Source organism: Chryseobacterium metallicongregator, from assembly GCF_031324065.1.
GTDB lineage: Bacteria > Bacteroidota > Bacteroidia > Flavobacteriales > Weeksellaceae > Chryseobacterium > Chryseobacterium metallicongregator.
In genome coordinates this window covers 130,007-152,805 of the sequence record NZ_JAVIXS010000014.1, presented here as the reverse complement: position 1 = coordinate 152,805, position 22,799 = coordinate 130,007, and the positions used below count along the sequence as shown (strand labels likewise).

Below are 22,799 nucleotides of genomic sequence, written 5' to 3'. Positions count from 1 at the left end.
TATTTTTTAAATAAACTATCTTTGCACCATGGCGCAGAAAGAAACATTATCATCCCTGACACACGGAAACTTTGCAAAAGAATTGTCTATTGCGGATGGAAAAATGCCTCCCAATGCAGTGGATTTTGAAAGATTGGTTATCGGGACTTTTTTGATTGACAAAAAAGGTCTTGACCATTCCATTGACCTTCTTACCCCAGAGGTATTTTATGATCCCAGACATCAGGTCATCTTTTCTACTATCCTAAAATTGTATGAAGGCAACCACCCGGTAGACTTAATGACGATTATTCAGAATTTAAAAAAGGAAGACAAACTGAGTCAGGCAGGTGGTGATCATTACATCATTGATCTTACAATGGGAGTAAGCTCATCTGCCCATATCGAATATCACGTACGTGTTATTCTTGAAAAGTATATTTTAAGAAGCCTTATTAATGTTTCTGCTAATGTTATTGATTCTTCCTACAAGGAATCAACAGATGTTTTTGAACTTCTGGATAAAGCAGAACAATCCTTCTTTGAGATCACCAACGGAACCATTAAGAAAGGATTCGATACTGCCAATTCATTGGTAAAGCAGGCTATTGATACCATTAAATCTTTAAAAGATAAAGAGGGCCTTTCCGGAGTTCCTTCAGGATTCAGAGATGTGGATAAGGAAACCGGTGGATGGCAGAATTCTGACCTTATTATTATTGCAGCCCGTCCCGCGATGGGAAAAACGGCATTTCTTCTTTCCATGGCAAGAAATATTGCAGTGGGACATAAAGTTCCTATGGCATTATTCTCTCTCGAGATGGCCTCGGTACAGCTGATCACCAGAATGATTGCTTCCGAAACAAGAATCTCATCAGAAAAACTAAGAAAAGGAACCCTGGATGATGAAGAATGGCAAAGACTATTCTCCAATGTATCCGAATTGGAAAACGCTCCTTTATATATTGACGAAACCCCTTCCCTTTCCATATTCGACTTCCGTGCAAAATGCCGAAGACTGGTAATGCAGCATGGGGTAAGAATTATCATGGTTGACTACCTTCAGCTGATGACCGCAGGAAGCAGCGGTGGAAAAGGAGTTGGAAACCGTGAACAGGAGATTTCCATGATTTCACGTTCATTAAAAGCCATTGCAAAAGAACTTAACGTACCGGTAATTGCCCTGTCTCAGCTTTCAAGAAGTGTGGAAGCCCGACCTGGAAAAAGACCTCAGCTTTCAGATCTGAGGGAATCCGGAGCAATTGAGCAGGATGCGGATATCGTATCTTTCATCTTCAGACCGGAGTATTATAAAATTACGGTTTGGGATAATGATGAGGAAGGACAGGAAACTTCTACAGAAAACCAGGCCGAACTGATTATTGCAAAACACAGAAATGGTGCTACGGCAGATGTAAGATTATCATTCCTGAAACATTTTGCAAAATTCGGTGATATTGAAGCGGCACTTGACGGTGGTGCTGGAGGAGGATATCCTTCCAACTTCGGAGAACCTAGCGGATTTGACAAGATCAAAACAACAATTCAGCCAGGAGCAGCATTTGATCTTCCGGACAGTTCAAAACTTTCAGGATCTTCAATGAATGACTTTGACGACGATGATGACTTCCCCTTTTAAACAAAGGCTAAAATTCAGTTCAATTTTATAGTCAATACATCAATTATTAAAAAGCAGATTTGAGAATCGAAATTTATACGGACGGAGCTTGCAGCGGAAACCCGGGAAAAGGCGGATATGGAATTCTTATGCGCGTTCCTGAAAAAAATTACCAGAAAACATTTTCAAAAGGTTTTCGAAAAACCACCAACAACAGAATGGAGCTTCTGGCTGTCATCACTGCATTGGAAAAACTGAAATCTACAGAAAATGACATCCATGTGTATACCGACAGTAAATATGTATCTGACGCCATCAACCAAAACTGGATTACCGGATGGATCAAGAGAGGTTGGAAAAATGTAAAAAACCCTGATCTCTGGAAAAAATTCATTGAACTCTACAACAAACACAACCCAAAAATGCATTGGGTAAAAGGCCATGCCGGACATTTTGAAAACGAACTTTGCGACAAATTAGCCGTAGCAGCAGCCAGTTCTCCAGATCTTGAAATTGATACTTATTTTGAGGGTTTGGATAACAATTCCTTATTTTAATTTAATTAATATAAATAAGGAATCACTTCTACAATATTCACCATTATATCATAATAAGCAGGATTTTTTTAAAATATTATTAAAATTTAAGCAAGATTAACATTAAATACATATTATTTAATTGGGATTTAATATCTTTACATATTAATCTAAGTCCCATTATAAATGAATAAAAATCTATTATTGTATTTATCTGTTTTTTTACTCTGTATAGCTGGGAAGTCCTTCGCTCAGACTTATCAGCTTATCGGAAACCCAGTGAACACTACCGGATGGACCATGGTTTCACCTACTCAGGTAAACACAGATTTTATTCAGCTGACCCCGGATACCAATAACCAATCCGGTTCCATCAGGCTGAATGATCCTATTAACTTAAAATATTGTGATAAATGGAGAGTGGAATTTGATTTCAGAATGGATTCCAACCAAACCTCCAATGGAGATGGAATCGCCTTCTGGTATCTCGCCAACCCTCCGGTAGCCAGCGTATTAGGCTCAGGACTTGGAGTGTCTCAAAATGCCGTAGGACTTGTTGTAGGACTTGACACTTACAACAATACCACAACTGCTACCATGAGTAAGGTACATGTTGGTTATGGACTGGTTCAAAATACCACTGACAACAATAATGTCGAATTTTTTAATGTTCCCGGAAGTTCTTTCCACTCCCCGGACCTGAATACTACACAGCCTTTTCAGGGAACAACTTTTAAACACGTTGAAGTAACGGCGCAGGTAGATCCTACAGCTCCTACCAGCTGGATTATAAAAATAACAATAGACGGTAATGTAATTTGCAATCAGTCTTTTGCGCCTTCAGGTGCTGCTGCAGCAATGACTGTAGGATATTTTGGTTTTTCAGCTTCTACAGGAGGTGCAAGATCCAGACATTCCATTAAAAATGTAAAAATTTATACGGATAAAGTTCCTATTTTACAGAATTCAGCAACACAGTCATTCTGTCCTAATCCTACAACCGGATACGGATCTGTAAACCTGACTACTTTCAATTCACAATTTGTAAACAACCCTTCCAATTATACATTTACCTATTATCCATTTGGAAGCTCTACACCTATTGCGAATCCTACCAATTATCAGTTCAATGCCAACTCAACAGTAACAGTTGTTATTAAAGATAATGCAGGACTACTGTGTGATAACCCGGATGGTAAAATTTTATTGGTTCTGGCCCCTTTCAAAGCGGAAGACAAAACCATCACAGTATGTAATAATAACAAAGCAGGAACAGCAGCTTTCAATCTGAATACAGCAGCTGTAACCAATGTTCCTGGGGTTACAAAAAAATATTATAAAACGCTGGCAGACCTCAATGCCGATACGAATGAGATTCAAAATCCTGACAATTACCTATCTGCTCCCGGAGTTGTTTATGTAAAAGTAACAACCCCTCAGGGATGTACAGGCTCAGCAAAAATTACCCTTGCATTTTATCCGGACACTCCTGTGAAAGAAGCTACTCTAAGATCATGTTTCATTGAAAATAATATTACAAGCGCCATCTTTAATTTGACAACTGCAGATGTTACTACTTTAGGGGCAGGCGCTGCAAAAAAATACTACACATCCATCGCTAATGCATTAGACGGAATCAATGAAATTATGAATCCGCTTCAGTATTTATCTACAAGTACCGCAGTGTATGCAAAAGTAACGGATGCCAACGGATGTTTTAATATTGCTAAAATCAACCTTATTGTATTACCTCCGGTAACCTCTTCTGTTCTGAAAGACAAGATCATTTGTATTGGTGAAAAAACAGATCTGGATGCAGGACCAGGATTTGACGGATATGAATGGAGCACCGGAGCAACTACCTCATCTATTAAAGATGTAGGAGTAGGTCCTTATTGGGTAAAATTGAAAACCGGCAATTGCATCACTACACAGACTGTCAATGTAAAAGCATCTGCAAATCCTGTGATTTCCAGCATTGATATTGACAACAACACCATCACTGTAAATGTAGCAGATGGAACTCCTCCGTATCAGTTTTCTCTGGATGGAATGAACTGGCAGCCTGGCAATATATTCACAGGTTTAGCAAGAGGCGAAGTAAGAGTGTATGTAAAAGATTTTTACAATTGTACACCTGTTGAAGTTCAGATTACCGTTCCTAACCTGATTAACGCTATCACTCCAAACGGCGACAACGTAAATGATTTCATTGATTATTCAGCACTTGCTTACAAGAAAAACCTGATATTCATTGTCTACGACAGATATGGTAACAAACTGTACGAAGCCGGAAAAATGAGAAACTTTACATGGGACGGAACAGCTTCTGGTAAAAAAGTTCTTACAGGAACTTACTGGTACACCATTTCATGGAACGAAAACAACAAAGACAATACTGAAACCAAATACTCAGGCTGGGTATTGGTTAAAAACAGAGAATAAATTTTACTATCAGAAACTACCTCATTTGGGGTAGTTTCGGTATTAAAAGCAGAATCTGCTTCCTCAAAGATTGGAACCAGGTATTGCTTTTTATCACCATTTAAACATAAAAAACAATTTTATTTCTAAGATTAAGTATAACATCACAATCCATCCACTATGAAAAAAGATATACTCATTTTTTTACTGACTATCTTATTATGCTTGCCGGGAAGATTATTTTCACAAACATACCAACTTACCGGAAACCCTGTTAATACAACGGGCTGGGATCTTGTCTCTGATGCTATAGTAAGCGGAGACTTTGTAAGGCTTACCACAGACCAGACCAGCAGATACGGGGCTGTAAAATTATCAACACCTATTACTTTAAGCTACTGTGATAAATGGAAAGTAGAATTCGATTTCAGAATTGACGGAAACGGAACCACACAATTTGGAAAAGGGGACGGCTTTACCTTCTGGTATCTTGCCAATCCGCCAACAGGATTTGTATCAGGAGGAGGACTCGGTATTCCAGCCAATGCTTCTGGGCTCATGGTTGGTTTTGATATTTTCAACAATACCACTGAAGGCCAGATGAGTAAAGTACATATTCTTTATGGCACTAATAATACTGCAGGTAACAATATCGAATTCAACACTACTCCGGGAAGCACATTCCATTCTCCAGACCTTATTGCTACCCAGCCGTTTGTAGGAGATACCTACAGACACGTTGAAGTAAACGGAGAAACAGACCTTACCAACCCTACAAACTGGATTATCAAAGTAAGAATAAACGGAGTGCTTATCGTAGATCAGTCTTTTGCACCTTCCGGAGGAGCTGTAGGAATGTCACAGGGGTATTTTGGTTTCTCTGCAGCAACCGGAGGAGCCAGTGCAAGACATTCTATTAAAGATGTTAAAGTATATGTAGATAAAGTTCCTATTTTAAGTAATACCATAACTCCATTCGTTTGTACAAATCCAGCTACCGGAAATGGTACGGTAGACCTTACTTCTTATAATTCTCAATTTGTAAATAATCCTGGAAATTATATTTTCACTTATTATGTATTGGGAAGTTCTACTCCTATCGCCAATCCTACAAGTTTCCAATATTCCGGAAATACAACGATTAAGGTGGTGGTAAAAGATCCTACTTCTACTCTTTGTGATAATGGTGATGGTGTTATTCAGCTTAACCCTACTCCATTTGCAGCAACAGATGCTACTCTTAGCGGATGCAATAACAACAATGCCGGAACAGCAACCTTTGATCTCAATACTGCTGCTGTAACAACTGTTGCCGGAGTTACCAAAGAATTCTATCCTACTTTATATGATCTGAATAACGGTACGAATCAGATAACAAATCCTTCTGCCTATGCCTCTGCGGCAGCAACAATATATGTAAAAGTAACCACACCTCAGGGTTGTGTAAGTACTTCTAAAATTACACTGAACATTTACCCTGTAGTAGTTGTTAATGACGTTGAACTCAAATCATGTTTCATTGAAACCAACCCATCTATGGCTTCTTTTAACCTTACAGGAGCTGTAGTTTCCCAGGGTGGACTTACAAAAGAATATTACCCTTCGTTGACAGATGCTATCAGTGGAACCAATGCCATCTCCACTCCGGCAGCATACATTGCTCCTAATGGAGTTGTTTATATTAAAGTTTTTAATGGAAATGGATGCTATTCTATTGCTAAAGTTACATTAACTGTAATACCTCCCGTTTATTCAAGAACTTTACTTAACAAGACAATTTGTATTGAAAACACCACAACATTAGATGCGGGAGCAGGATTCAAAAGCTATGAATGGAGCACAGGAGCAACCACACAATCCATCAAGAATGTAGGAGTAGGTACTTACTGGGTAAAACTGAAAACCGGAGATTGTATTGCAACACAAAAAGTAACAGTATATCCTTCTGACAATCCTGTTATTACCACGGTTGACATTTCAGGAAGTACCGTAACGGTATACGCTAACGGTGGAACTCCTCCTTATCAATACTCTATGGATAATATCAACTGGCAGGACTCCAATGTGTTCACCAATATTACTAGAGGAGAAGCTAAAGTATATGTAAGAGATGGTTATAATTGCGTTCCTGTTGAAGTCAATATTACAGTACCTAACCTGATCAATATAATTACTCCTAATGATGACGGAATTAATGATTTTGTTGATTACTCTGCATTAGCCAATAAACAAAATCTGGAAATTGCCATCTTCGACAGATATGGTTATAAAATGTTCCAGGCAGATAAAACCAATGGCTACAAATGGGCAGGAACCACCAATGGACATAAAAAAGTCCCTACAGGAAACTATTGGTATTCTGTTTCATGGAATGAAAATAATAAAAACAGTACTCCGATAAAATTCTCAGGCTGGATTGTTGTAAAAAACAGAGAATAATTACACTTTCCACCACATCAAAAGAATCACCCCGCCGGTCGGGGTGATTTTTTTGTATGAACAGGCAGGAGATATTTCATTTTAAAGACTCTTTATTCATATTCAATTCTTAAATTTGTCGTATGAATTATTTGGAAGCTTTAAGCAGAAGATATTCTGTAAAAAAATTCAATCATCAGATTATTCCTCAGGAAACTCTTCACAACATTCTTGAGTCAGGAAAGCTGTCTGCCAGTTCGCTGGGGCTTCAGCCTTATAAAATTGTGGTTGTTGAAAGTGAGAAGATGAAACAGAAATTAATTCCTGCTTTTTATAATCCATCACAGATTTCCACCTGTTCTCATCTTATTGTTATTATTTCAAAAAAAGTGATAGAAGAGAACTACATCCGAGGTTATTTTAATCATATTTCTGAAGTAAGAGATACTCCTATGGAAACACTGGATCCTTTCAGAAACAGCATTAATCAGCATATTAACCAGAAAACACACGATGAAATTTTCAACTGGGCAGAAAAACAGTCTTATATAGTATTGGCTAATCTTATGTATGCCGCCGCTATTGAAAATATAGACTCCTGCCCGATGGAAGGCTTCCGTCAGAATCTTATAGAAGAAATTCTGAATATCGATCCTGAAACAGAAAAAGTAACTGTTACCCTCGCTTTAGGCTACCGTTCTGAAGAAGATCATTTCCAACACATGAAAAAAGTAAGAAAACCAAACGAAAAATTGTTTAAATTTATTTAATATTTTAAACGATTGTACCTAAAGCCAGCATATGATAAAAGCGGATGTATTAGTAATCGGTTCCGGCATTTCCGGACTTTCCTATGCCATTAAAGTTTCTGAACAGCTCCCTGATGCCAAAATCATTATTGTAACAAAATCTGATGAAGACGAAAGCAACACAAAATACGCTCAAGGCGGTCTGGCTGTTGTTACAGATTTTCAAAATGATAATTTCCAAAAACATATCGACGATACGATGCGTGCCGGGGACGGAGAAAACAAACGCGATGTCGTAGAAATGGTAGTAAGGGAAGCTCCCGCAAGATTCAATGAAATTGTAGAATGGGGAGCACAGTTTGATATGAAGAATGGTAAATTCGCTTTAGGAAGAGAAGGAGGTCATACCGAAAACAGAATCGTCCATCATAAAGATATCACAGGTTTTGAAATCGAAAGAGCTTTATTGCAAACAGCCAATAACAGCCCGAATATCGAAATTCTTGATCATCATTATGTGATTGATATCATCACACAGCACCACGTTCCGGGAAAAGAACTCAATGAAGGAGACATCCACTGCTACGGGGCTTATATTCTGGATGAGAAATCCAAAACAATCAAAAAAATAACTTCTAAAATAACACTGGCTGCCACCGGGGGAGCCGGACACGTTTATAAAAATACGACCAATCCTACTATTGCTACCGGAGACGGAATTGCTTTCGTAGCCCGTGCTAAAGGAAACGTTTCCAATATGCAATATTACCAATTCCACCCGACAGCTTTATACAGCAAAATGGATGGAATGTTGTTTTTAATTTCAGAAGCCGTTCGTGGAGATGGAGCAAAATTAAGAACCAAAAGAGGTGAAAAATTCATGCATAAATATGATGAACGTGAAGAATTAGCCTCAAGAGACATTGTTGCAAGAGCCATCGATGCCGAAATGAAAATTACAGGAGACGAATTTGTCGGTTTAGATTGTAAAGAAATGAACCATGAAAAATTCTTAGAACATTTCCCGAATATTTATAAAAAATGTAAAGACGAAGGAATTGATCCTTTCACTCAATTGATTCCTGTTGTACCTGCCTGCCACTATCTCATGGGTGGAATTGAAGTAGACAGAGACGGACAGTCTTCCATCAGAAATCTTTTTGCAGTAGGAGAATGTACCAACTCAGGACTGCATGGCGCCAACAGACTTGCTTCAAACTCACTTCTTGAAGGCCTGGTTTTCGGGCACAATGCAGCCATGAAAACGGTAGACCTTCTTAATGAAAACAATTTCAACTTTGATGATCTGAAAGCCGTTCCGGAATGGAATGAAGAAGGAATGAAAATCATGGACGAAATGGTTATCGTCAGTTATCTGAGAAAACAACTTCAGGAAATGATGAGCGATCTTGTAGGTATTGTAAGAAGCAACAGACGTCTGAATATGGCACTGCAAAAACACCAGGAAATTGCAGCTGCAGTAGATGAAATATACCACTACTCTATCTTATCTCCACAGTTGTCAGAATTAAGAAACTTAACAACCGTTGCACACCTCATCATTACCCAATCCATGGAAATGACAGAGAATAAGGGAGCATTTTATAATAAAGATTTAGCTTAAAAGCATAATATAATGAAAAGACCAGCATACGTTACAGATAAAGCATTAAAAGCATTCATAAAAAGTGCGCTTGAAGAAGATATTCAGGACGGTGACCATTCTACTCTTTCTACTATTCCACAGGATCTTGTGCAAAGTGCCAAGCTTTTGGTAAAACAGGATTGTATTCTTGCAGGTGTTGAGCTGGCTGAAATCATTTTTAAAACATTTGACAAGAATTTAAAAGTAGAGATTTTCATTAAAGATGGAACTCCATGTAAATTTGGAGATGTAGCTCTTATTGTTACAGGAAGCGCAAGATCTATCCTTTCCACAGAGAGATTTGTTCTTAACTGTATGCAGAGAATGAGTGGCATTGCAACCCTTACTCATGAGTGGGACTCAAGATTAGTAGGGACAAAAACTAAACTTTTAGATACAAGAAAAACAACTCCCAATTTCAGAATGTGTGAAAAATGGGCGGTAGCTATCGGCGGAGGAACCAATCACAGGTATGGCCTTTATGACATGATCATGCTGAAGGATAATCATATTGATTACAACGGAAGCATTACCAATGCAGTAGCAATGGCAAAGGATTACGTTAAAAAGAATAAGAAAAAGTTGAAAATAGAGGTTGAAACCAGAAACCTTGAAGAAGTTCAGGAAGCCATCAATGCAAAAGTTGACAGAATCATGCTTGATAATATGGATGTAAAAACTATGAAACAAGCTGTAAAGATGATTAACGGTTCTTGTGAATCTGAAGCTTCAGGTGGAATTACCCGCGATATGTTAAAAGAAATTGCCTCCACAGGCGTTACTTATATCTCTGTAGGAGCCCTTACACACTCTGCTGAGAATATAGATCTGAGTCTCAAAGCAGTGAAATAGCGTTGAATTTTTAACAAAAACACCACCACTTTGTTAAAAATTCAATAACATGACTTTTTTCATACAAAAATTCAATTTTTAGCCATAATATTGATTTTTAACGCTTTAACATTATTAAGACTGATTAAAAATTAACATTGAGTTAATAATAGTTAAATTTTATTTTGCGAATTTTGCAGAAAATTAAATCTAATTATTACTAACGATTATGAAATTAATCAACAAATCGATACTAACTGCGGTTATTACATTATCTACAGCTAGTGTTTATTACGCTCAACAAGTTCAGGATACAGCGAAAGCTAAGTCTAAAGATATTGAAGAGGTAATCCTTAAAGGTGTTACAGATATCGCTAAAGATAGAAAAACACCAGTAGCAGTTTCTACAATCAAAGCAGCTCAGATCCTTGAAAGACAAGGTAACCAAGAGCTTGTAGAAATGTTAAATACAACACCATCTGTATATGCTACAAAAGGTGGTGGTGGTTTTGGAGATTCACAGCTTACAATGCGAGGGTTTGAATCCAGAAACATTGCAGTAATGGTAAACGGTATGCCAGTTAACGATATGGAAAGTGGTACCGTATATATGTCTAACTGGACGGGGTTATCTGACGTTACCAGCACTATGCAGGTACAAAGAGGTCTTGGATCTTCTAAATTAGCAATTGCTTCTGTAGGAGGAACAATGAACTTCATTACCCGTTCTGCTGATATGAAACAAGGTGGAGCAGTTAGATTAGGTATTGGTAATAACGATTTCTTAAAAACATCTTTTGCTTACAATACCGGAAAATCTGAAAATGGTTGGGCTGCATCATTCTTGATGGCCAGACAAGCAGGAGGAACCTATGTACAAAATACAGATTACGAATCATATACTTATTTCTTTGCTTTAGGTTACCAGCCAAGCGCGAAGCATAACTTACAGTTTATGATAACTTCTTCCCCACAGTGGCACGATCAGAGATCTTGGGCTCCAACTATTGGGAACTATATCAAATACAACCCGGATAATGATGGTACACCATACAGACAATACAACTCTGATTATGGATATTATACATCAGCAGATGGAAGAAGAACAAACATAGCCAATGCTATGAACTATTATTCTAAGCCTGTAATGATGTTGAACTGGGATTGGACGATCAGTGATAAATCAACTTTAAGTACCGTTGCTTACATGTCAAACGGACGTGGTGGTGGAGCAAGAAACCTAGGTAGAGTTGGAAACAAGTCTATTACAGATCCAAGTTTCATTGATGCAGAAGGACACTACAATTATAATACAATTTTTGCAGCCAATGCAGCTGTAACTCCAACTATAGGTGTATCAGGAAACACTTTAGTACGTAGCTCAAGTGTAAACTCTCACAACTGGTACGGAATTTTGATGAACTTCCAACACAAAATTAACGATAACTGGAACTTCTCTATCGGTACTGATGACAGATACTACTACGGATATCACTACCAAGTACTTTCTGATCTTTATGGAGCTTCTGGTTATTCAGATAACACAAATAAAAATTTAGCTACAAATAATATTGTTCGTAATACTTACGATTATCAAAAACTAAACTGGAATCCTTTCGGTGGATCTAATGCACCAATGGAAGACAGAGTAGCATTCAGTAATGATGGTGAAGTATTGTGGTACAGTGGTTTTGGGCAAGTAGAATATTCTACTGAAAAACTAACAGTATATGCACAAGGTTCCGTTTCAAACCAAGGGTATCAGAGAATTGATGACTTTACAAAACCAGGAACTATTCAACAAGGTCAGGCTGTAGAAAGAAAAACCGGATTCAAAAACCTTTTTGGTTATAACATTAAGGGGGGAGCTAACTACAACATCGATGCTAGTAACAACGTTTTCGCTAATATCGGTTATTATAGCAAACAACCTTTGATGAGCGCAGTATATCCAAGTAACCAACAGGTTGTAAACCCTAACTTAACTAATGAGAAAATCTTCTCTGTTGAATTAGGTTATGGATTCAAAACAGCTAACTTTAATGCAAAAGTTAACTTATATAGAACTGAGTGGAAAGACAGATGGTTCAGAAGAGGAGGTGTAGACTTTGGAAATGGTATCAGAGGATATTCTGAAATCAGTGGAATTACTCAACTTCACCAAGGAGTTGAAGCTGAAGCTACTTATAGAGTAAACAGATTCTTAGAACTTCAAGGTATGTTCTCTTGGGGAGATTACAAATACAAAGGAAATGCAACAGGATCAAACTTCCAGGATGATAACACTCCTATCCTAACAGACGGATCTAACACTTCTACTCTTTATTTAGATAAAGTAAATGTAGGAGGAACCAATAACAGTGTTCCACAGACCACATCTTCATTAGGATTTACAGTAACTCCGGTTACAGATCTTAGAATCTATGGTAACTGGCAATATGTAGGAAGAATTTATTCAGCAATGAATATGAATGACTTCATTAAACCAGGAAACGAAGCTTTAAAATTACCTGACTTTAATTTATTCAACATAGGTGCATCTTATAAGATTAAATTGAAAAATCCAAGCCAATATTTTACTCTTGGTGTAAACGTATACAACTTGTTTGATACTACTTATATTCAAGATGGTGCTACAAACATCAAAACTAAAGAGCTTGGTGACTTTACTACCACTACAACTGGTGGAGTTACAACAACTGCTCAACAGAAATATGATGCTTACCAGGCTACATTGTACAAAGGACTTGATCCTTCAAACAGAGTATTCTTCGGATTCGGGAGAACTTGGTCTACTACATTATCATTCAACTTCTAATAATATCACAATATTAGATTTTATAAATATCAATCCCGGCTTTGAGCCGGGATTTTTGTTATCTTTGTGTACAAAAAAATAGGATTATGGATTTTTACAACATTTTACTTAATGCCCATAAAGGTTTCGGGTATCTTGAAATTCTTTTGGTAACATTATTTGTCATTGCACTTTTAGCTACCATGTTCGGTTTCAGTGGAAAAGTGAACAAATTTTTGAAGAAAACAACTCTTTTCACAATGATTTTCTTCCACGTTCAGTTTTTATTAGGGATCATTATGCTGATCACCACTTTCAGCAAAGGTTTAAACATGGGAGAAGTAATGAAAAATGCAGCATTAAGATTCCAATATGTTGAACATCCATTCTCTATGCTTATTGCTGCAGTTTTGATGACCATTGTCAACAAAAAAGTAAAATCCAATGATACTATTTCTTTAGGAGTAGTAATTATGGGACTGATTGCAGTAGGTTTATTTGCATTTGCATTCCCTTGGACAAGAGTCTTCGGGGCTTAAAACAGACAAAGAAATTATATGCGTTATAATTTATAAATAGTTTAATCTTAAATTTTTAATTAAATCAATGAAAGTAGCTGTAGTAGGTTCAACAGGAATGGTTGGACAAGTTATGCTTAAAGTTTTGGAGGAGAGAAACTTCCCTGTAACAGAATTAATCCCGGTAGCATCCGAAAGATCTGTAGGCAAGAAGGTGAAGTATAAACAGAAGGAATTTACCATCGTAAGCATGAAGGACGCTATAGCTGCCAAACCGGATATTGCAATCTTCTCTGCAGGTGGTTCTACTTCTCTTGAATTTGCTCCTTTATTTGCAGAAGCAGGAACAACAGTAATTGACAATTCTTCTGCATGGAGAATGGATCCTGATAAAAAATTAGTTGTTCCGGAAATCAATGCTGATGTCCTAACAAAAGAAGATAAAATCATTGCAAATCCGAATTGTTCTACCATTCAGTTGGTCATGGTTCTTGGACCTTTGAACAAAAAATATGATTTAAAAAGAGTAATTGTTTCTACTTACCAGTCTGTAACAGGAACAGGTAAAGCTGCTGTAGACCAGCTAAATGGTGAAATCAGCGGAGATGATTCTACTGAAAAAGTGTATCCTTATCAGATTTTCAAAAATGCATTACCACACTGTGATGTGTTTGCAGAAGATGACTACACCAAAGAAGAGATCAAACTGATGAAGGAACCTAAGAAGATTTTAGGAGACGATACCTTTAACTTAACAGCAACTGCTGTAAGAGTTCCGGTTCAGGGAGGACATTCTGAAAGTGTAAATATTGAATTCGAAAATGAATTTGAACTGGATGAAGTAAGAAAAATCTTAGCTGAAACTCCGGGAGTCATTGTAATGGATGATGTAAAAAACAACCACTACCCGATGCCTCTGTATTCAGAAGGAAAAGATGAGGTCTTTGTGGGAAGAATCAGAAGAGACCTTTCGCAGCCCAAAACACTCAACCTCTGGATCGTTGCAGACAATCTGAGGAAAGGAGCAGCAACAAACGCTGTACAAATTGCAGAATACCTTGTAGCAAACAACTTAGTATAAACTAACAAAATAAAAAGAGTCTCAGAATTGAGATTCTTTTTTTTATCAAACACAGTATGAATACCCAGAAAAATACCCATAAAGAGAAAATAGGATTCCAGAAGCTTATTGCCACATTTGGAATCATCCTTTTTGTCGGAAAAATTATTGCATGGAAGCTTACCAATTCTGATGCTGTATTTTCTGATGCTATGGAAAGTATCGTTAATGTCATCAGTGCATTCATGGGACTTTATTCTCTTCATCTTGCGGCCAAACCTAAAGATGATGACCATCCGTATGGCCATGGGAAAGTAGAATTCGTGACTTCCGGAATTGAAGGAGCTTTGATTGCCATAGCCGGTGTTATGATTATCTACGAAGGAATTCACAGTCTTATTGTAGGAAAAACACTGAGTAAAATTGATCTTGGGATATGGATTATTGCTGCCACTGCAGTTATTAATTATTTGCTGGGATATATTTCTATTAAAAAAGGAGAAAGAGAAAACTCTCTTGTTCTTATTTCATCCGGTAAACATCTTCAGTCGGATACCATTACAACCCTTGGCGTGGTTGCCAGTTTAATTATTGTTTACTTCACCAAAATTTATTGGCTGGATTCAGTAGTAGCATTAAGCTTTGGGCTTTATATCATATTTGTAGGCTATAAAATCGTTCGAAAATCTCTGAGCGGCATTATGGACGAGCAGGATCCTGAAATACTAAATCAGGTGATTAAAATCCTTGAAGAAAACAGACAAATAGAATGGATTGATGTACACAATATGAAAATTCAACAATTCGGATCTTCCCTGCATATTGATGCCCATATTACCCTTCCATGGTATTATGATCTGCGTGATGCCCACGGAGAAATGGAAAAGGTAATCATCCTTCTTGCTAAAAATATTAAACGTACTATTGAGTTCAATTTTCATATGGATGACTGTAAACCAATTTCATGTTCAATCTGCCAGATCAAAGAATGTCCTGTTCGCGAAAAAAGCTTTATCAAACGGGTAGAATGGACCCCAGAAAATGTTACAAGTGTAGATAAACATACCATCTCTGAAGATGAGTAAGGAAATTCAGTTTTGGTTTTATCAATTTGATTTAAGAGCCACCTGTTTTCGATAATAGAACATCGGAACAATCAAAAGGATAATCAAAGGCTGAATTACGAATCTTCTCATATAAAAAGAAAAAAGATATCCTATTTCAAATTTGCTGTGAATACAGTACAGGTAAATCGGGAATGTAATGGCAAAAACGACAATCATCATTACAGCTCCCTGCAAAGTCCATTCTTTATTTTTAAATAAACCATAAATAATCAGGCAGGAAAAAAGAAGATTTAAAATAAATCTGAACACATATCCTGTAATCAGTTTTCCCCACTCAAAGACAGGGAACTCAATATGTTTATTGGCTTCGTGAAAGTAATCTAAAAAAGGGTCATAAAAAAGAGTTCCTTCTAGAGCTCTTACCCCAATCAATCCGCATATACCTGCGAGAACCAGAAACCAGCTAAGAATTTTCATGTTTTAAGGCAAAAAATTTAATCCAGATCAGCCAAAGGACAACCACACTTCCATAAATAATGGCAGGAAAAATAAAATCGTGAAACATCTTTCCGTATTCTTTATGATCTGACATCACAATATTCAATCCTACAATTCTTAAAAGATTGATAACGTACAATAATACTAATCCTGCTCCCACAAAAACAAAAGTTTTCGTTCCTTTATAAAAAGCAAAAACAAAAGACACAAATAAAATGATAACAGAAATCGCATTACAGCCCTCTACCATTCTCGTCACATAATTCTGTTTAACATAAAACCAAACCTGTTCGTTCTTTACATCGTCATAAAGTTCTGTGGGGTAACCTATCGCATTCTGAAGAGACGTTACCTGATTGGCAATCATCCTTGAAAAAGAATCCAATCCGGAGTCTTTCCCACTATTCAGATAGAACTGATAGGCAAAAAGCAGCACCAGATAAATAATAATAAAACGCAATAAAATACCCAAAACAGGTTTAAAGTCTTTCAGCATAATACAAAGATAAAAATTAGCTTGTAATATCCTGAATTTGAATGAAGAAAGTTAAAAACAAGAGTTCAAACCGTATAATTGCTAGGCTTACACTGAAAATTTTTCACAAAAACAATCAATAAAACCAAAATTCTACATCTCCCTAATAATAACTCTTTGATCTTCATCCATCACTTCTTAAATCTATCATTTCCAACTCATGTTAATTTAGTATATTTGTTTTCATATTATGACTTCTGATAACGCAAAACGATTTTTTGAAAACCATATAGGTAAAAAATCTTCTGAATTCGTCACATTAGCTCAAAGCGGCTCTGCGAGGGTCAATTTTCTGGCCACTACAGGCATTGAAAAATACATCATCACGTACAATGAAAATCTTCCGGAAAATGAAAGTTTTCTTTACTATTCCGAAGTATTCTCCGGGTTGAATCTCAATACCCCTTCTATCATTGCTGTTTCTGATGACAGAAAAATGTACATTCAGGAGTTTTTAGGGCAGCAGACACTTTCCGAGGTGATTACAAAAGAACAATTATCTCCTACTGTAAAATCTTTGGTTAAGCAGACCTTAGAAAAGCTTTTCCAACTGCAGATACAGACCCAGGGAAAAATTGATTTTTCAAAAACCTTTGAATATGAAAGTTATGATGAACTTCCCGTGATTCATGATCTTTATTACTTCAAAAATTTTGTCGCCGATTTTCTGGAACTTGAATACAATAAATCTACTCTTCTGAAAGAGTTTAAAAAAATTGTTGTACTTATTGAAAATCTTGAACCTAAAGGAATTATGATCCGAGATTTTCAGGCAAGAAATATTATGGTGAATGAAAAAAATGAAGTCTCTTTCATCGATTACCAATCGGCAATGAAAGGTCCGTTAATGTATGATGTCATCTCTTTTCTATTTCAGGCTAAAGCCAATTTCCCGGAAGATTTCAAACAGGAAATGCTGGAATATTATATTCAACAGTTTGAAAATCCTGAAACAAGAATGCAGTTGAAAAATGCAGTGATGCCTATTCAGATGATGAGATTTCTGCAAGTATTAGGAGCCTATGGATTCCGAGGATTGATTCAGAGAAAGCAACATTTCATGGCCAGCCTTGAAAAAGGGATACAGAATATTACCCAATTTGCAGACTCATGGGAACAGATGAATAATTATCCGGAATTGCAAAAAGTAATTCAGCAACTGACATCAGAGAAAGCAAAGCAAAAAATTGAAGAAATAATAAATAAATAAGTCTTCGGCTCCGCTCAGACTGACAGAGTGAAAATATTTGAGCAAAGCACAAAGCGACTTCAACATAACTAAATAAGCCTTAATGGTTTAAAAATAAAAAATATGCTAAACATCGAGATACACAGTTTTTCATACAAAAAAGGAGGAATTCCTAAAGACAATTCAGGAAATGGCGGAGGTTTCGCTTTTGACTGCCGTGGAATATTAAATCCAGGAAGAATTGAAGAATATAAAATCCAGACCGGAAATGACATCGGAGTTCAGGAATATCTGGAAACAAAAACAGAAATGCCTAAGTTCCTGGAATTGGTAAAATCTCTTGTTTCTATCAATATCGACGATTATCTTGCAAGAGGTTTTGAACATCTTCAAATCAACTTCGGATGTACAGGCGGACAGCACAGATCAGTATATTCAGCTATAAAAATTGCAGAATTTATCAAAGAAAAATATCATGAAGGAACTCAGGTAACCCTTCATCATGATGAACAACCGCAACTGAACATTAGTAATCAGTAATGAGCAATAAGTAATTTTCTAATTACACATATATTACTCATTATCAATCACACATTACTTATAAAATTATGAAAGCTTTAATTTTCGCAGCTGGAAAAGGTACCAGACTTAAGCCGTTTACAGATCATCATCCAAAAGCACTCGCCAAGGTAAATGAAATTCCGCTTCTGGAAAGAAATATTAATTACCTGAAAAGTTTCGGAATAAAGGATTTTGTTATCAACATTCACCATTTTGGAGAACAGATTGTTGATTTTCTGAATAAAAACAATAATTTCGGGTGCAAGATTGAAATCTCTGATGAAACCAATGAGCTTCTGGAAACTGGTGGCGGCTTGATATTTGCAAGAAAATTCCTAGATCACGGAGAAGATTTTTTAATCATGAACGCTGATATTCTAACCGATCTGAACATCAATGCATTGGTAGAATACCACAAAAAGATAAAAGATTTTGCTACTTTAGCGGTTTCGGACAGAGAAAGTTCGAGAAAACTCCTTTTCAATGATGATATGGTTTTGAGAGGCTGGCTGAATGTACAGACTGGTGAACAAAGATTAGCAGAATTCAATAAAGGCTTTAGAGCTCTTGCATTCAGCGGAATTCATTGTATCAATCCTGTTATCTTCGAAAAAATAAAAAGAACAGGCAAATTCTCTGTTATGGAAGAATATCTGGATCTGATGCAGACCGAGCATATACATGGTTTTGTACACGACAGTATTCTTATTGATGTCGGAAGACCATCATCTATAATAGAAGCCGAAAAACATTTTAAATAAATTTTTGCAATGGAAATTGATGGAACCAGGGATGAAAGTTTAGTAAATCCAGAACTTGACATTAACGAAACAAAACTGCATAACAGTTTCAGACAGAAAACCTGGGACGAAACAATCACCAAAGACAGCTGGATGGTCTTCAAGGTCATGGCTGAATTTGTAGACGGCTATGAAAAACTGGCTAAAATTGGCCCATGCGTTTCTATATTTGGCTCTGCCCGACTGAAGCCGGAGAACAAGTATTATGAAATGGCGGTAGATATTGCTGAAAAGATCACCAAACTAGGTTTCGGAATTATTACCGGAGGCGGTCCAGGGATTATGGAAGCAGGAAATAAAGGAGCTTTTAATGCCAAAGGGAAATCTATAGGACTTAATATTGATCTTCCTTTTGAACAGCATTTTAATCCTTATATCAACAAATCCTATTCTATGAACTTTGATTACTTTTTCGTGAGAAAAGTAATGTTTGTAAAATACTCTCAAGGATTCGTAGTAATGCCTGGAGGATTCGGAACACTGGATGAGCTGACTGAAGCGATGACCTTGATCCAGACCAACAAAATTGGAAAATTCCCAATTGTTTTGGTAGGAAGTGAATTCTGGGGTGGATTACTGGATTGGTTTAAAGCAACTCTGTTAAAAGAAGGAATGATTGCGGAAGATGATCTTGATCTTTATCGGGTGGTAGATACTGCTGATGAGGCTGTAGCACATATTAAAGCCTTTTATGATAAATATTCTGTAAATGTAAATTTCTAATTGGCATATTATTTGTGACTTATAACGAACAAGTATGATTGTAAATCTATTAATTAAGATGAAAAAACTTTTATATATATCAGGAATTTTAACATTTTTTGTGTTAATGAGTTTTATGTATGTAGACTTTTTCTCTTCAATGACCAAAGTTGACTATATTGATGGAAGCAAGACATTGAAGTTTACCACAAAAATGAATACAAGCCATATCTCTGATGCGATTAAAATCAACCCCAATACGGCAGGATTTGAAGCAGAGGTAAAAAAATATGTGAACAATAATTTTGATGTTTTTGTCAATGGAGCTCCTAAAACGATTACCTTCACAGGAAGTCAGGTCAGTGGAGAAACTGTATGGGTATATTTTGAAACCGGAGGCGTTTCGGATATCAATACCTTAAAGATTAAAAATACGATCCTTTTAAGCGCTTTTCCTAAGCAGATTAACCTGGTGAACATCGCCTACAAAGGCAGCCAGAAAACAATGAACTTCCAAAGAGGAAAAGAAGTGAACGAGGTTTCTTTTTAAACGAAAATTAGATTTAACCATTATAAATGGGTACCCTGGAAAGTCAGACTTTTCAGGGTATTTTTTTTGCCCCATAAAAAATCACTTTGAAGAGATTAATTAAGTACAAATACTTAATCTGAAATTTCAGCATTTCCACTCTAATATTTTCATTTTCAGCAATGTACATTTGTATTGTAATTACAACCATCAAGGTGAAGCCGGAATCACATAAATAACGGGGCGAAATCTGAAAAGCCACATGAGTAAGAAAACACCAAACTAAAAACGAAATATCATGGACGATGTACAACAAAAATCATCCAGTCAGGAAATAGATGTCCTGATTGTAATAGACACGGATTATGTAAGAGCTACTTATCCAAACCCAAGTAAAGACCCTAATAATCCTACAGGAATTGATCATAACAGCCAGCATATGATTGTTTCCAATGCCAACGCAATTTCCGGACAAGGTTCTGCTGATCTGAATTTCAGCGCAAGAGCCGGAGATACAGTTTCCTTCAGAGGAACTTCCATCTATCAGAATTCTGACGATGCTGTTATCATCTACAATATTAAGTACTGGTCCGGAGATCAGGTTTTTAACAGCTTTATATACAATTCTGTTGAAAGAAGACAAGCTGCAGTACCTAATTTGAATTCTCAAAATGGTCTTCCTGCCGCTACTGCTGATATTACTTTTGCCAGTATCGACTCTAAAGTGAAAGCTACAGGAAAAGAGAACTTCTATGTACAGTTTGGACTTTATATTTTAGATCCGAATGACAGTAACAAACAGATTCTGTTTGGCTACTTTTACTGGGATCCAACAATTACAGTTAAATAAAAGGAAATAAAAAAACCACTGCTGATGCAGTGGTTTTTGTTTTATAAAATGTATTAGAATATATTGTATCCTAATGTATTACTCAATTTTGATGTTATCAATCTGAACATCATAGATTCCACCATTTCCAGTTTTGATCGCAAACATATCTTTTCCGGCTGTAGTGTTAATATCCGTAATACCTGTAAGAGTAAGCTCAACTAATCTCCACTGTCCGTTTGTATTGATAGATCCTGTGTAAGAGTTAGCACTTTCTACTCCTAAAGTAGCCCCTGTAGAGAATGTACCTAAGTTAAACACATAGAAACCTCCACCTGCTTTGTATACGTTGAAAGAAAGAGTTTTTCCTGTTGCAGTACCTTTGATATACATTGTAATTCTTTTTGGTACAGCTGGGATTCCTGTAGTAGCCACAGAGGTAAATACATAATCGTTAGCTGTAGGAGTTCCTTTGATCTGAAGTGAATTTGTACCATTATATCCCAGACCAACACCTTGTGTAGCGTAAGGCTTGAGACCGAAAGTATTTACACTTGATAAGAAAGTTGTCCAGTTTTCAAAATCTGATCCTGCGAAAAGGTTTACAGCAGAAGCAGAAGGAGCATCTGGTTCACCTGGATTGAATCTGTCATTAGGGAAGTTTATATCATCTAGATTTCTGATATACGCCTGATCTGTGAAAATTGTTGCATTACTTGAACTGGTAAAACGGCTCAGAAGAAGAACGATTTCGCCACTTTTTGCATATTTAGGAGAAATCGGAGATTTCGCAAAAGTTGCATAATTGCTGAAACGAAGATCTAATCTACCAGCTTTTTTATCAGTAATATAACGGTCCCCTGTTCCTGATTCATCAGCAAAAGTTTTTGTCAATTCAGGCTCCTCGAACTGAACATTTTTAATTTTTACAAGCTGATTGATGTGAGCTCCATTTTTAAGAGCATCAGCGATAGAATTAAACTCTAATGGCTTTATTGCAGTTACTACAGCCTTTTGTCCGTCACAAACTCTTGCAATATAATTTGAAACTTTATTAGGGTTGATTCTACCGATAGGATAGTTAGGATCAAAAGAACCTACTTTAATGTTTCCGTTAATACCTTGAACAATCAATCCTTTCAGGTTAATTCTTACTAAAGATCCGGTAGGATAATCAAGATACTGATTTCCACCATCGATGTCAATTTCAATCCCTTGTGTCGGGTTTTCTGGCTTATCCTGAAGGAACATCATTTTATAGATATTTCCTGATTCATCACTTGAAGAAACATAGGCTTCAACGATGTAATCTTCTTTAATGATATCCGCTTCCGTTGGTTTTGCTTTTGCAATAGTAGCAAGATCAGTTAACGGGTGATTAGCTGCTGCAAATTTGTTAGTACATTTAATTTCCGGTAATTCATAATCATCAGTTTTTACACAAGACGAGAATGACAGCATTGAAATAGCACTAAAGATCGCTGCTTTAAAATATATATTTTTCATTGTTTTCG

20 protein-coding genes are annotated in these 22,799 nt (G+C 36.6%); 17 read left to right on the top strand and 3 right to left on the bottom strand.

Annotation, left to right across the window (positions count from 1 at the left end; genetic code table 11):
- Nucleotides 1–28 precede the first annotated feature (28 nt).
- From dnaB to REB14_RS14130, 11 genes are all read left to right on the top strand, one after another.
- Nucleotides 29–1,618, top strand: coding sequence for a replicative DNA helicase (gene dnaB / locus REB14_RS14180; RefSeq protein WP_079240125.1), 1,590 nt, complete (start codon nucleotides 29–31; stop codon nucleotides 1,616–1,618).
- 59 nt (nucleotides 1,619–1,677) lie between these two features.
- A complete protein-coding gene (rnhA, locus tag REB14_RS14175) occupies nucleotides 1,678–2,154 on the top strand; it encodes a ribonuclease HI (protein WP_079240124.1) in 477 nt (158 codons plus the stop codon).
- Nucleotides 2,155–2,319: 165 nt separating this feature from the next.
- Nucleotides 2,320–4,578, top strand: a complete 2,259-nt coding sequence (locus REB14_RS14170) for a T9SS type B sorting domain-containing protein (RefSeq protein ID WP_309522477.1) — start codon at nucleotides 2,320–2,322, stop codon at nucleotides 4,576–4,578.
- Between the two features lie 159 nt (nucleotides 4,579–4,737).
- Nucleotides 4,738–6,996, top strand: coding sequence for a T9SS type B sorting domain-containing protein (locus REB14_RS14165; RefSeq protein WP_309522476.1), 2,259 nt, complete (start codon nucleotides 4,738–4,740; stop codon nucleotides 6,994–6,996).
- A 122-nt stretch (nucleotides 6,997–7,118) separates the two neighbouring features.
- On the top strand, nucleotides 7,119–7,745 hold the full coding sequence (locus REB14_RS14160; RefSeq protein ID WP_079240121.1) for an NAD(P)H-dependent oxidoreductase: 627 nt from the start codon (nucleotides 7,119–7,121) through the stop codon (nucleotides 7,743–7,745).
- 31 nt (nucleotides 7,746–7,776) lie between these two features.
- Entirely contained in the window at nucleotides 7,777–9,348 is a 1,572-nt protein-coding gene (gene nadB, locus REB14_RS14155; protein ID WP_079240120.1) for an L-aspartate oxidase, read from the top strand.
- 12 nt (nucleotides 9,349–9,360) lie between these two features.
- Nucleotides 9,361–10,221 (top strand): carboxylating nicotinate-nucleotide diphosphorylase, encoded by an 861-nt coding sequence (gene nadC, locus REB14_RS14150; protein WP_309522475.1) that lies wholly within the window; start codon nucleotides 9,361–9,363, stop codon nucleotides 10,219–10,221.
- 208 nt (nucleotides 10,222–10,429) lie between these two features.
- Complete coding sequence (locus REB14_RS14145; protein WP_079240118.1) at nucleotides 10,430–13,018, top strand: TonB-dependent receptor; 2,589 nt, start codon at nucleotides 10,430–10,432, stop codon at nucleotides 13,016–13,018.
- A gap of 86 nt (nucleotides 13,019–13,104) precedes the next feature.
- The gene (locus REB14_RS14140) at nucleotides 13,105–13,536 is read left to right on the top strand and encodes a hypothetical protein (protein WP_034691532.1); all 432 of its coding nucleotides are present in this window, start codon (nucleotides 13,105–13,107) and stop codon (nucleotides 13,534–13,536) included.
- A 67-nt stretch (nucleotides 13,537–13,603) separates the two neighbouring features.
- Nucleotides 13,604–14,596 (top strand): aspartate-semialdehyde dehydrogenase, encoded by a 993-nt coding sequence (locus REB14_RS14135; RefSeq protein WP_079240117.1) that lies wholly within the window; start codon nucleotides 13,604–13,606, stop codon nucleotides 14,594–14,596.
- Nucleotides 14,597–14,652: 56 nt separating this feature from the next.
- Nucleotides 14,653–15,660, top strand: a complete 1,008-nt coding sequence (locus REB14_RS14130; RefSeq protein WP_079240116.1) for a cation diffusion facilitator family transporter — start codon at nucleotides 14,653–14,655, stop codon at nucleotides 15,658–15,660.
- A gap of 21 nt (nucleotides 15,661–15,681) precedes the next feature.
- Here the strand turns inward: REB14_RS14130 and REB14_RS14125 are convergent, their stop codons facing one another.
- Complete coding sequence (locus REB14_RS14125) at nucleotides 15,682–16,119, bottom strand: exosortase F system-associated membrane protein (RefSeq protein ID WP_309522474.1); 438 nt, start codon at nucleotides 16,117–16,119, stop codon at nucleotides 15,682–15,684.
- Nucleotides 16,106–16,636, bottom strand: a complete 531-nt coding sequence (xrtF, locus tag REB14_RS14120) for an exosortase family protein XrtF (RefSeq protein WP_079240114.1) — start codon at nucleotides 16,634–16,636, stop codon at nucleotides 16,106–16,108. Before xrtF ends, REB14_RS14125 begins: the two co-directional genes overlap by 14 nt.
- A gap of 229 nt (nucleotides 16,637–16,865) precedes the next feature.
- Here xrtF and REB14_RS14115 point away from each other — a divergent pair, with 229 nt between their 5' ends.
- The 6 genes from REB14_RS14115 to REB14_RS14090 all read left to right on the top strand — a co-directional run bounded on the left by REB14_RS14115 (nucleotide 16,866) and on the right by REB14_RS14090 (nucleotide 21,306).
- Nucleotides 16,866–17,885, top strand: a complete 1,020-nt coding sequence (locus tag REB14_RS14115) for an aminoglycoside phosphotransferase family protein (RefSeq protein WP_309522473.1) — start codon at nucleotides 16,866–16,868, stop codon at nucleotides 17,883–17,885.
- A gap of 102 nt (nucleotides 17,886–17,987) precedes the next feature.
- On the top strand, nucleotides 17,988–18,404 hold the full coding sequence (locus REB14_RS14110) for a RapZ C-terminal domain-containing protein (protein WP_309522472.1): 417 nt from the start codon (nucleotides 17,988–17,990) through the stop codon (nucleotides 18,402–18,404).
- Nucleotides 18,405–18,472: 68 nt separating this feature from the next.
- A complete protein-coding gene (locus REB14_RS14105) occupies nucleotides 18,473–19,186 on the top strand; it encodes a nucleotidyltransferase family protein (protein ID WP_079240111.1) in 714 nt (237 codons plus the stop codon).
- A gap of 9 nt (nucleotides 19,187–19,195) precedes the next feature.
- Nucleotides 19,196–19,948 (top strand): LOG family protein, encoded by a 753-nt coding sequence (locus REB14_RS14100; protein ID WP_051934163.1) that lies wholly within the window; start codon nucleotides 19,196–19,198, stop codon nucleotides 19,946–19,948.
- A gap of 58 nt (nucleotides 19,949–20,006) precedes the next feature.
- Entirely contained in the window at nucleotides 20,007–20,477 is a 471-nt protein-coding gene (locus REB14_RS14095; RefSeq protein ID WP_228377469.1) for a DUF6702 family protein, read from the top strand.
- A gap of 277 nt (nucleotides 20,478–20,754) precedes the next feature.
- The gene (locus REB14_RS14090) at nucleotides 20,755–21,306 is read left to right on the top strand and encodes an inclusion body family protein (RefSeq protein ID WP_309522471.1); all 552 of its coding nucleotides are present in this window, start codon (nucleotides 20,755–20,757) and stop codon (nucleotides 21,304–21,306) included.
- Between the two features lie 78 nt (nucleotides 21,307–21,384).
- Here REB14_RS14090 and REB14_RS14085 read toward each other — a convergent pair whose 3' ends face one another.
- Entirely contained in the window at nucleotides 21,385–22,791 is a 1,407-nt protein-coding gene (locus REB14_RS14085) for a DUF5689 domain-containing protein (RefSeq protein WP_079240109.1), read from the bottom strand.
- Nucleotides 22,792–22,799: the final 8 nt, after the last annotated feature.

Coding starts and splice junctions, on each gene's coding strand:
- dnaB (WP_079240125.1), top strand. CDS start 29: ATGGCGCAGAAAGAAACATTATCATCCCTGACACACGGAAACTTTGCA.
- REB14_RS14170 (WP_309522477.1), top strand. CDS start 2,320: ATGAATAAAAATCTATTATTGTATTTATCTGTTTTTTTACTCTGTATA.
- REB14_RS14165 (WP_309522476.1), top strand. CDS start 4,738: ATGAAAAAAGATATACTCATTTTTTTACTGACTATCTTATTATGCTTG.
- REB14_RS14160 (WP_079240121.1), top strand. CDS start 7,119: ATGAATTATTTGGAAGCTTTAAGCAGAAGATATTCTGTAAAAAAATTC.
- nadB (WP_079240120.1), top strand. CDS start 7,777: ATGATAAAAGCGGATGTATTAGTAATCGGTTCCGGCATTTCCGGACTT.
- nadC (WP_309522475.1), top strand. CDS start 9,361: ATGAAAAGACCAGCATACGTTACAGATAAAGCATTAAAAGCATTCATA.
- REB14_RS14145 (WP_079240118.1), top strand. CDS start 10,430: ATGAAATTAATCAACAAATCGATACTAACTGCGGTTATTACATTATCT.
- REB14_RS14140 (WP_034691532.1), top strand. CDS start 13,105: ATGGATTTTTACAACATTTTACTTAATGCCCATAAAGGTTTCGGGTAT.
- REB14_RS14135 (WP_079240117.1), top strand. CDS start 13,604: ATGAAAGTAGCTGTAGTAGGTTCAACAGGAATGGTTGGACAAGTTATG.
- REB14_RS14130 (WP_079240116.1), top strand. CDS start 14,653: ATGAATACCCAGAAAAATACCCATAAAGAGAAAATAGGATTCCAGAAG.
- REB14_RS14125 (WP_309522474.1), bottom strand. CDS start 16,119: ATGAAAATTCTTAGCTGGTTTCTGGTTCTCGCAGGTATATGCGGATTG.
- xrtF (WP_079240114.1), bottom strand. CDS start 16,636: ATGCTGAAAGACTTTAAACCTGTTTTGGGTATTTTATTGCGTTTTATT.
- REB14_RS14115 (WP_309522473.1), top strand. CDS start 16,866: ATGACTTCTGATAACGCAAAACGATTTTTTGAAAACCATATAGGTAAA.
- REB14_RS14110 (WP_309522472.1), top strand. CDS start 17,988: ATGCTAAACATCGAGATACACAGTTTTTCATACAAAAAAGGAGGAATT.
- REB14_RS14105 (WP_079240111.1), top strand. CDS start 18,473: ATGAAAGCTTTAATTTTCGCAGCTGGAAAAGGTACCAGACTTAAGCCG.
- REB14_RS14100 (WP_051934163.1), top strand. CDS start 19,196: ATGGAAATTGATGGAACCAGGGATGAAAGTTTAGTAAATCCAGAACTT.
- REB14_RS14095 (WP_228377469.1), top strand. CDS start 20,007: ATGAAAAAACTTTTATATATATCAGGAATTTTAACATTTTTTGTGTTA.
- REB14_RS14090 (WP_309522471.1), top strand. CDS start 20,755: ATGGACGATGTACAACAAAAATCATCCAGTCAGGAAATAGATGTCCTG.
- REB14_RS14085 (WP_079240109.1), bottom strand. CDS start 22,791: ATGAAAAATATATATTTTAAAGCAGCGATCTTTAGTGCTATTTCAATG.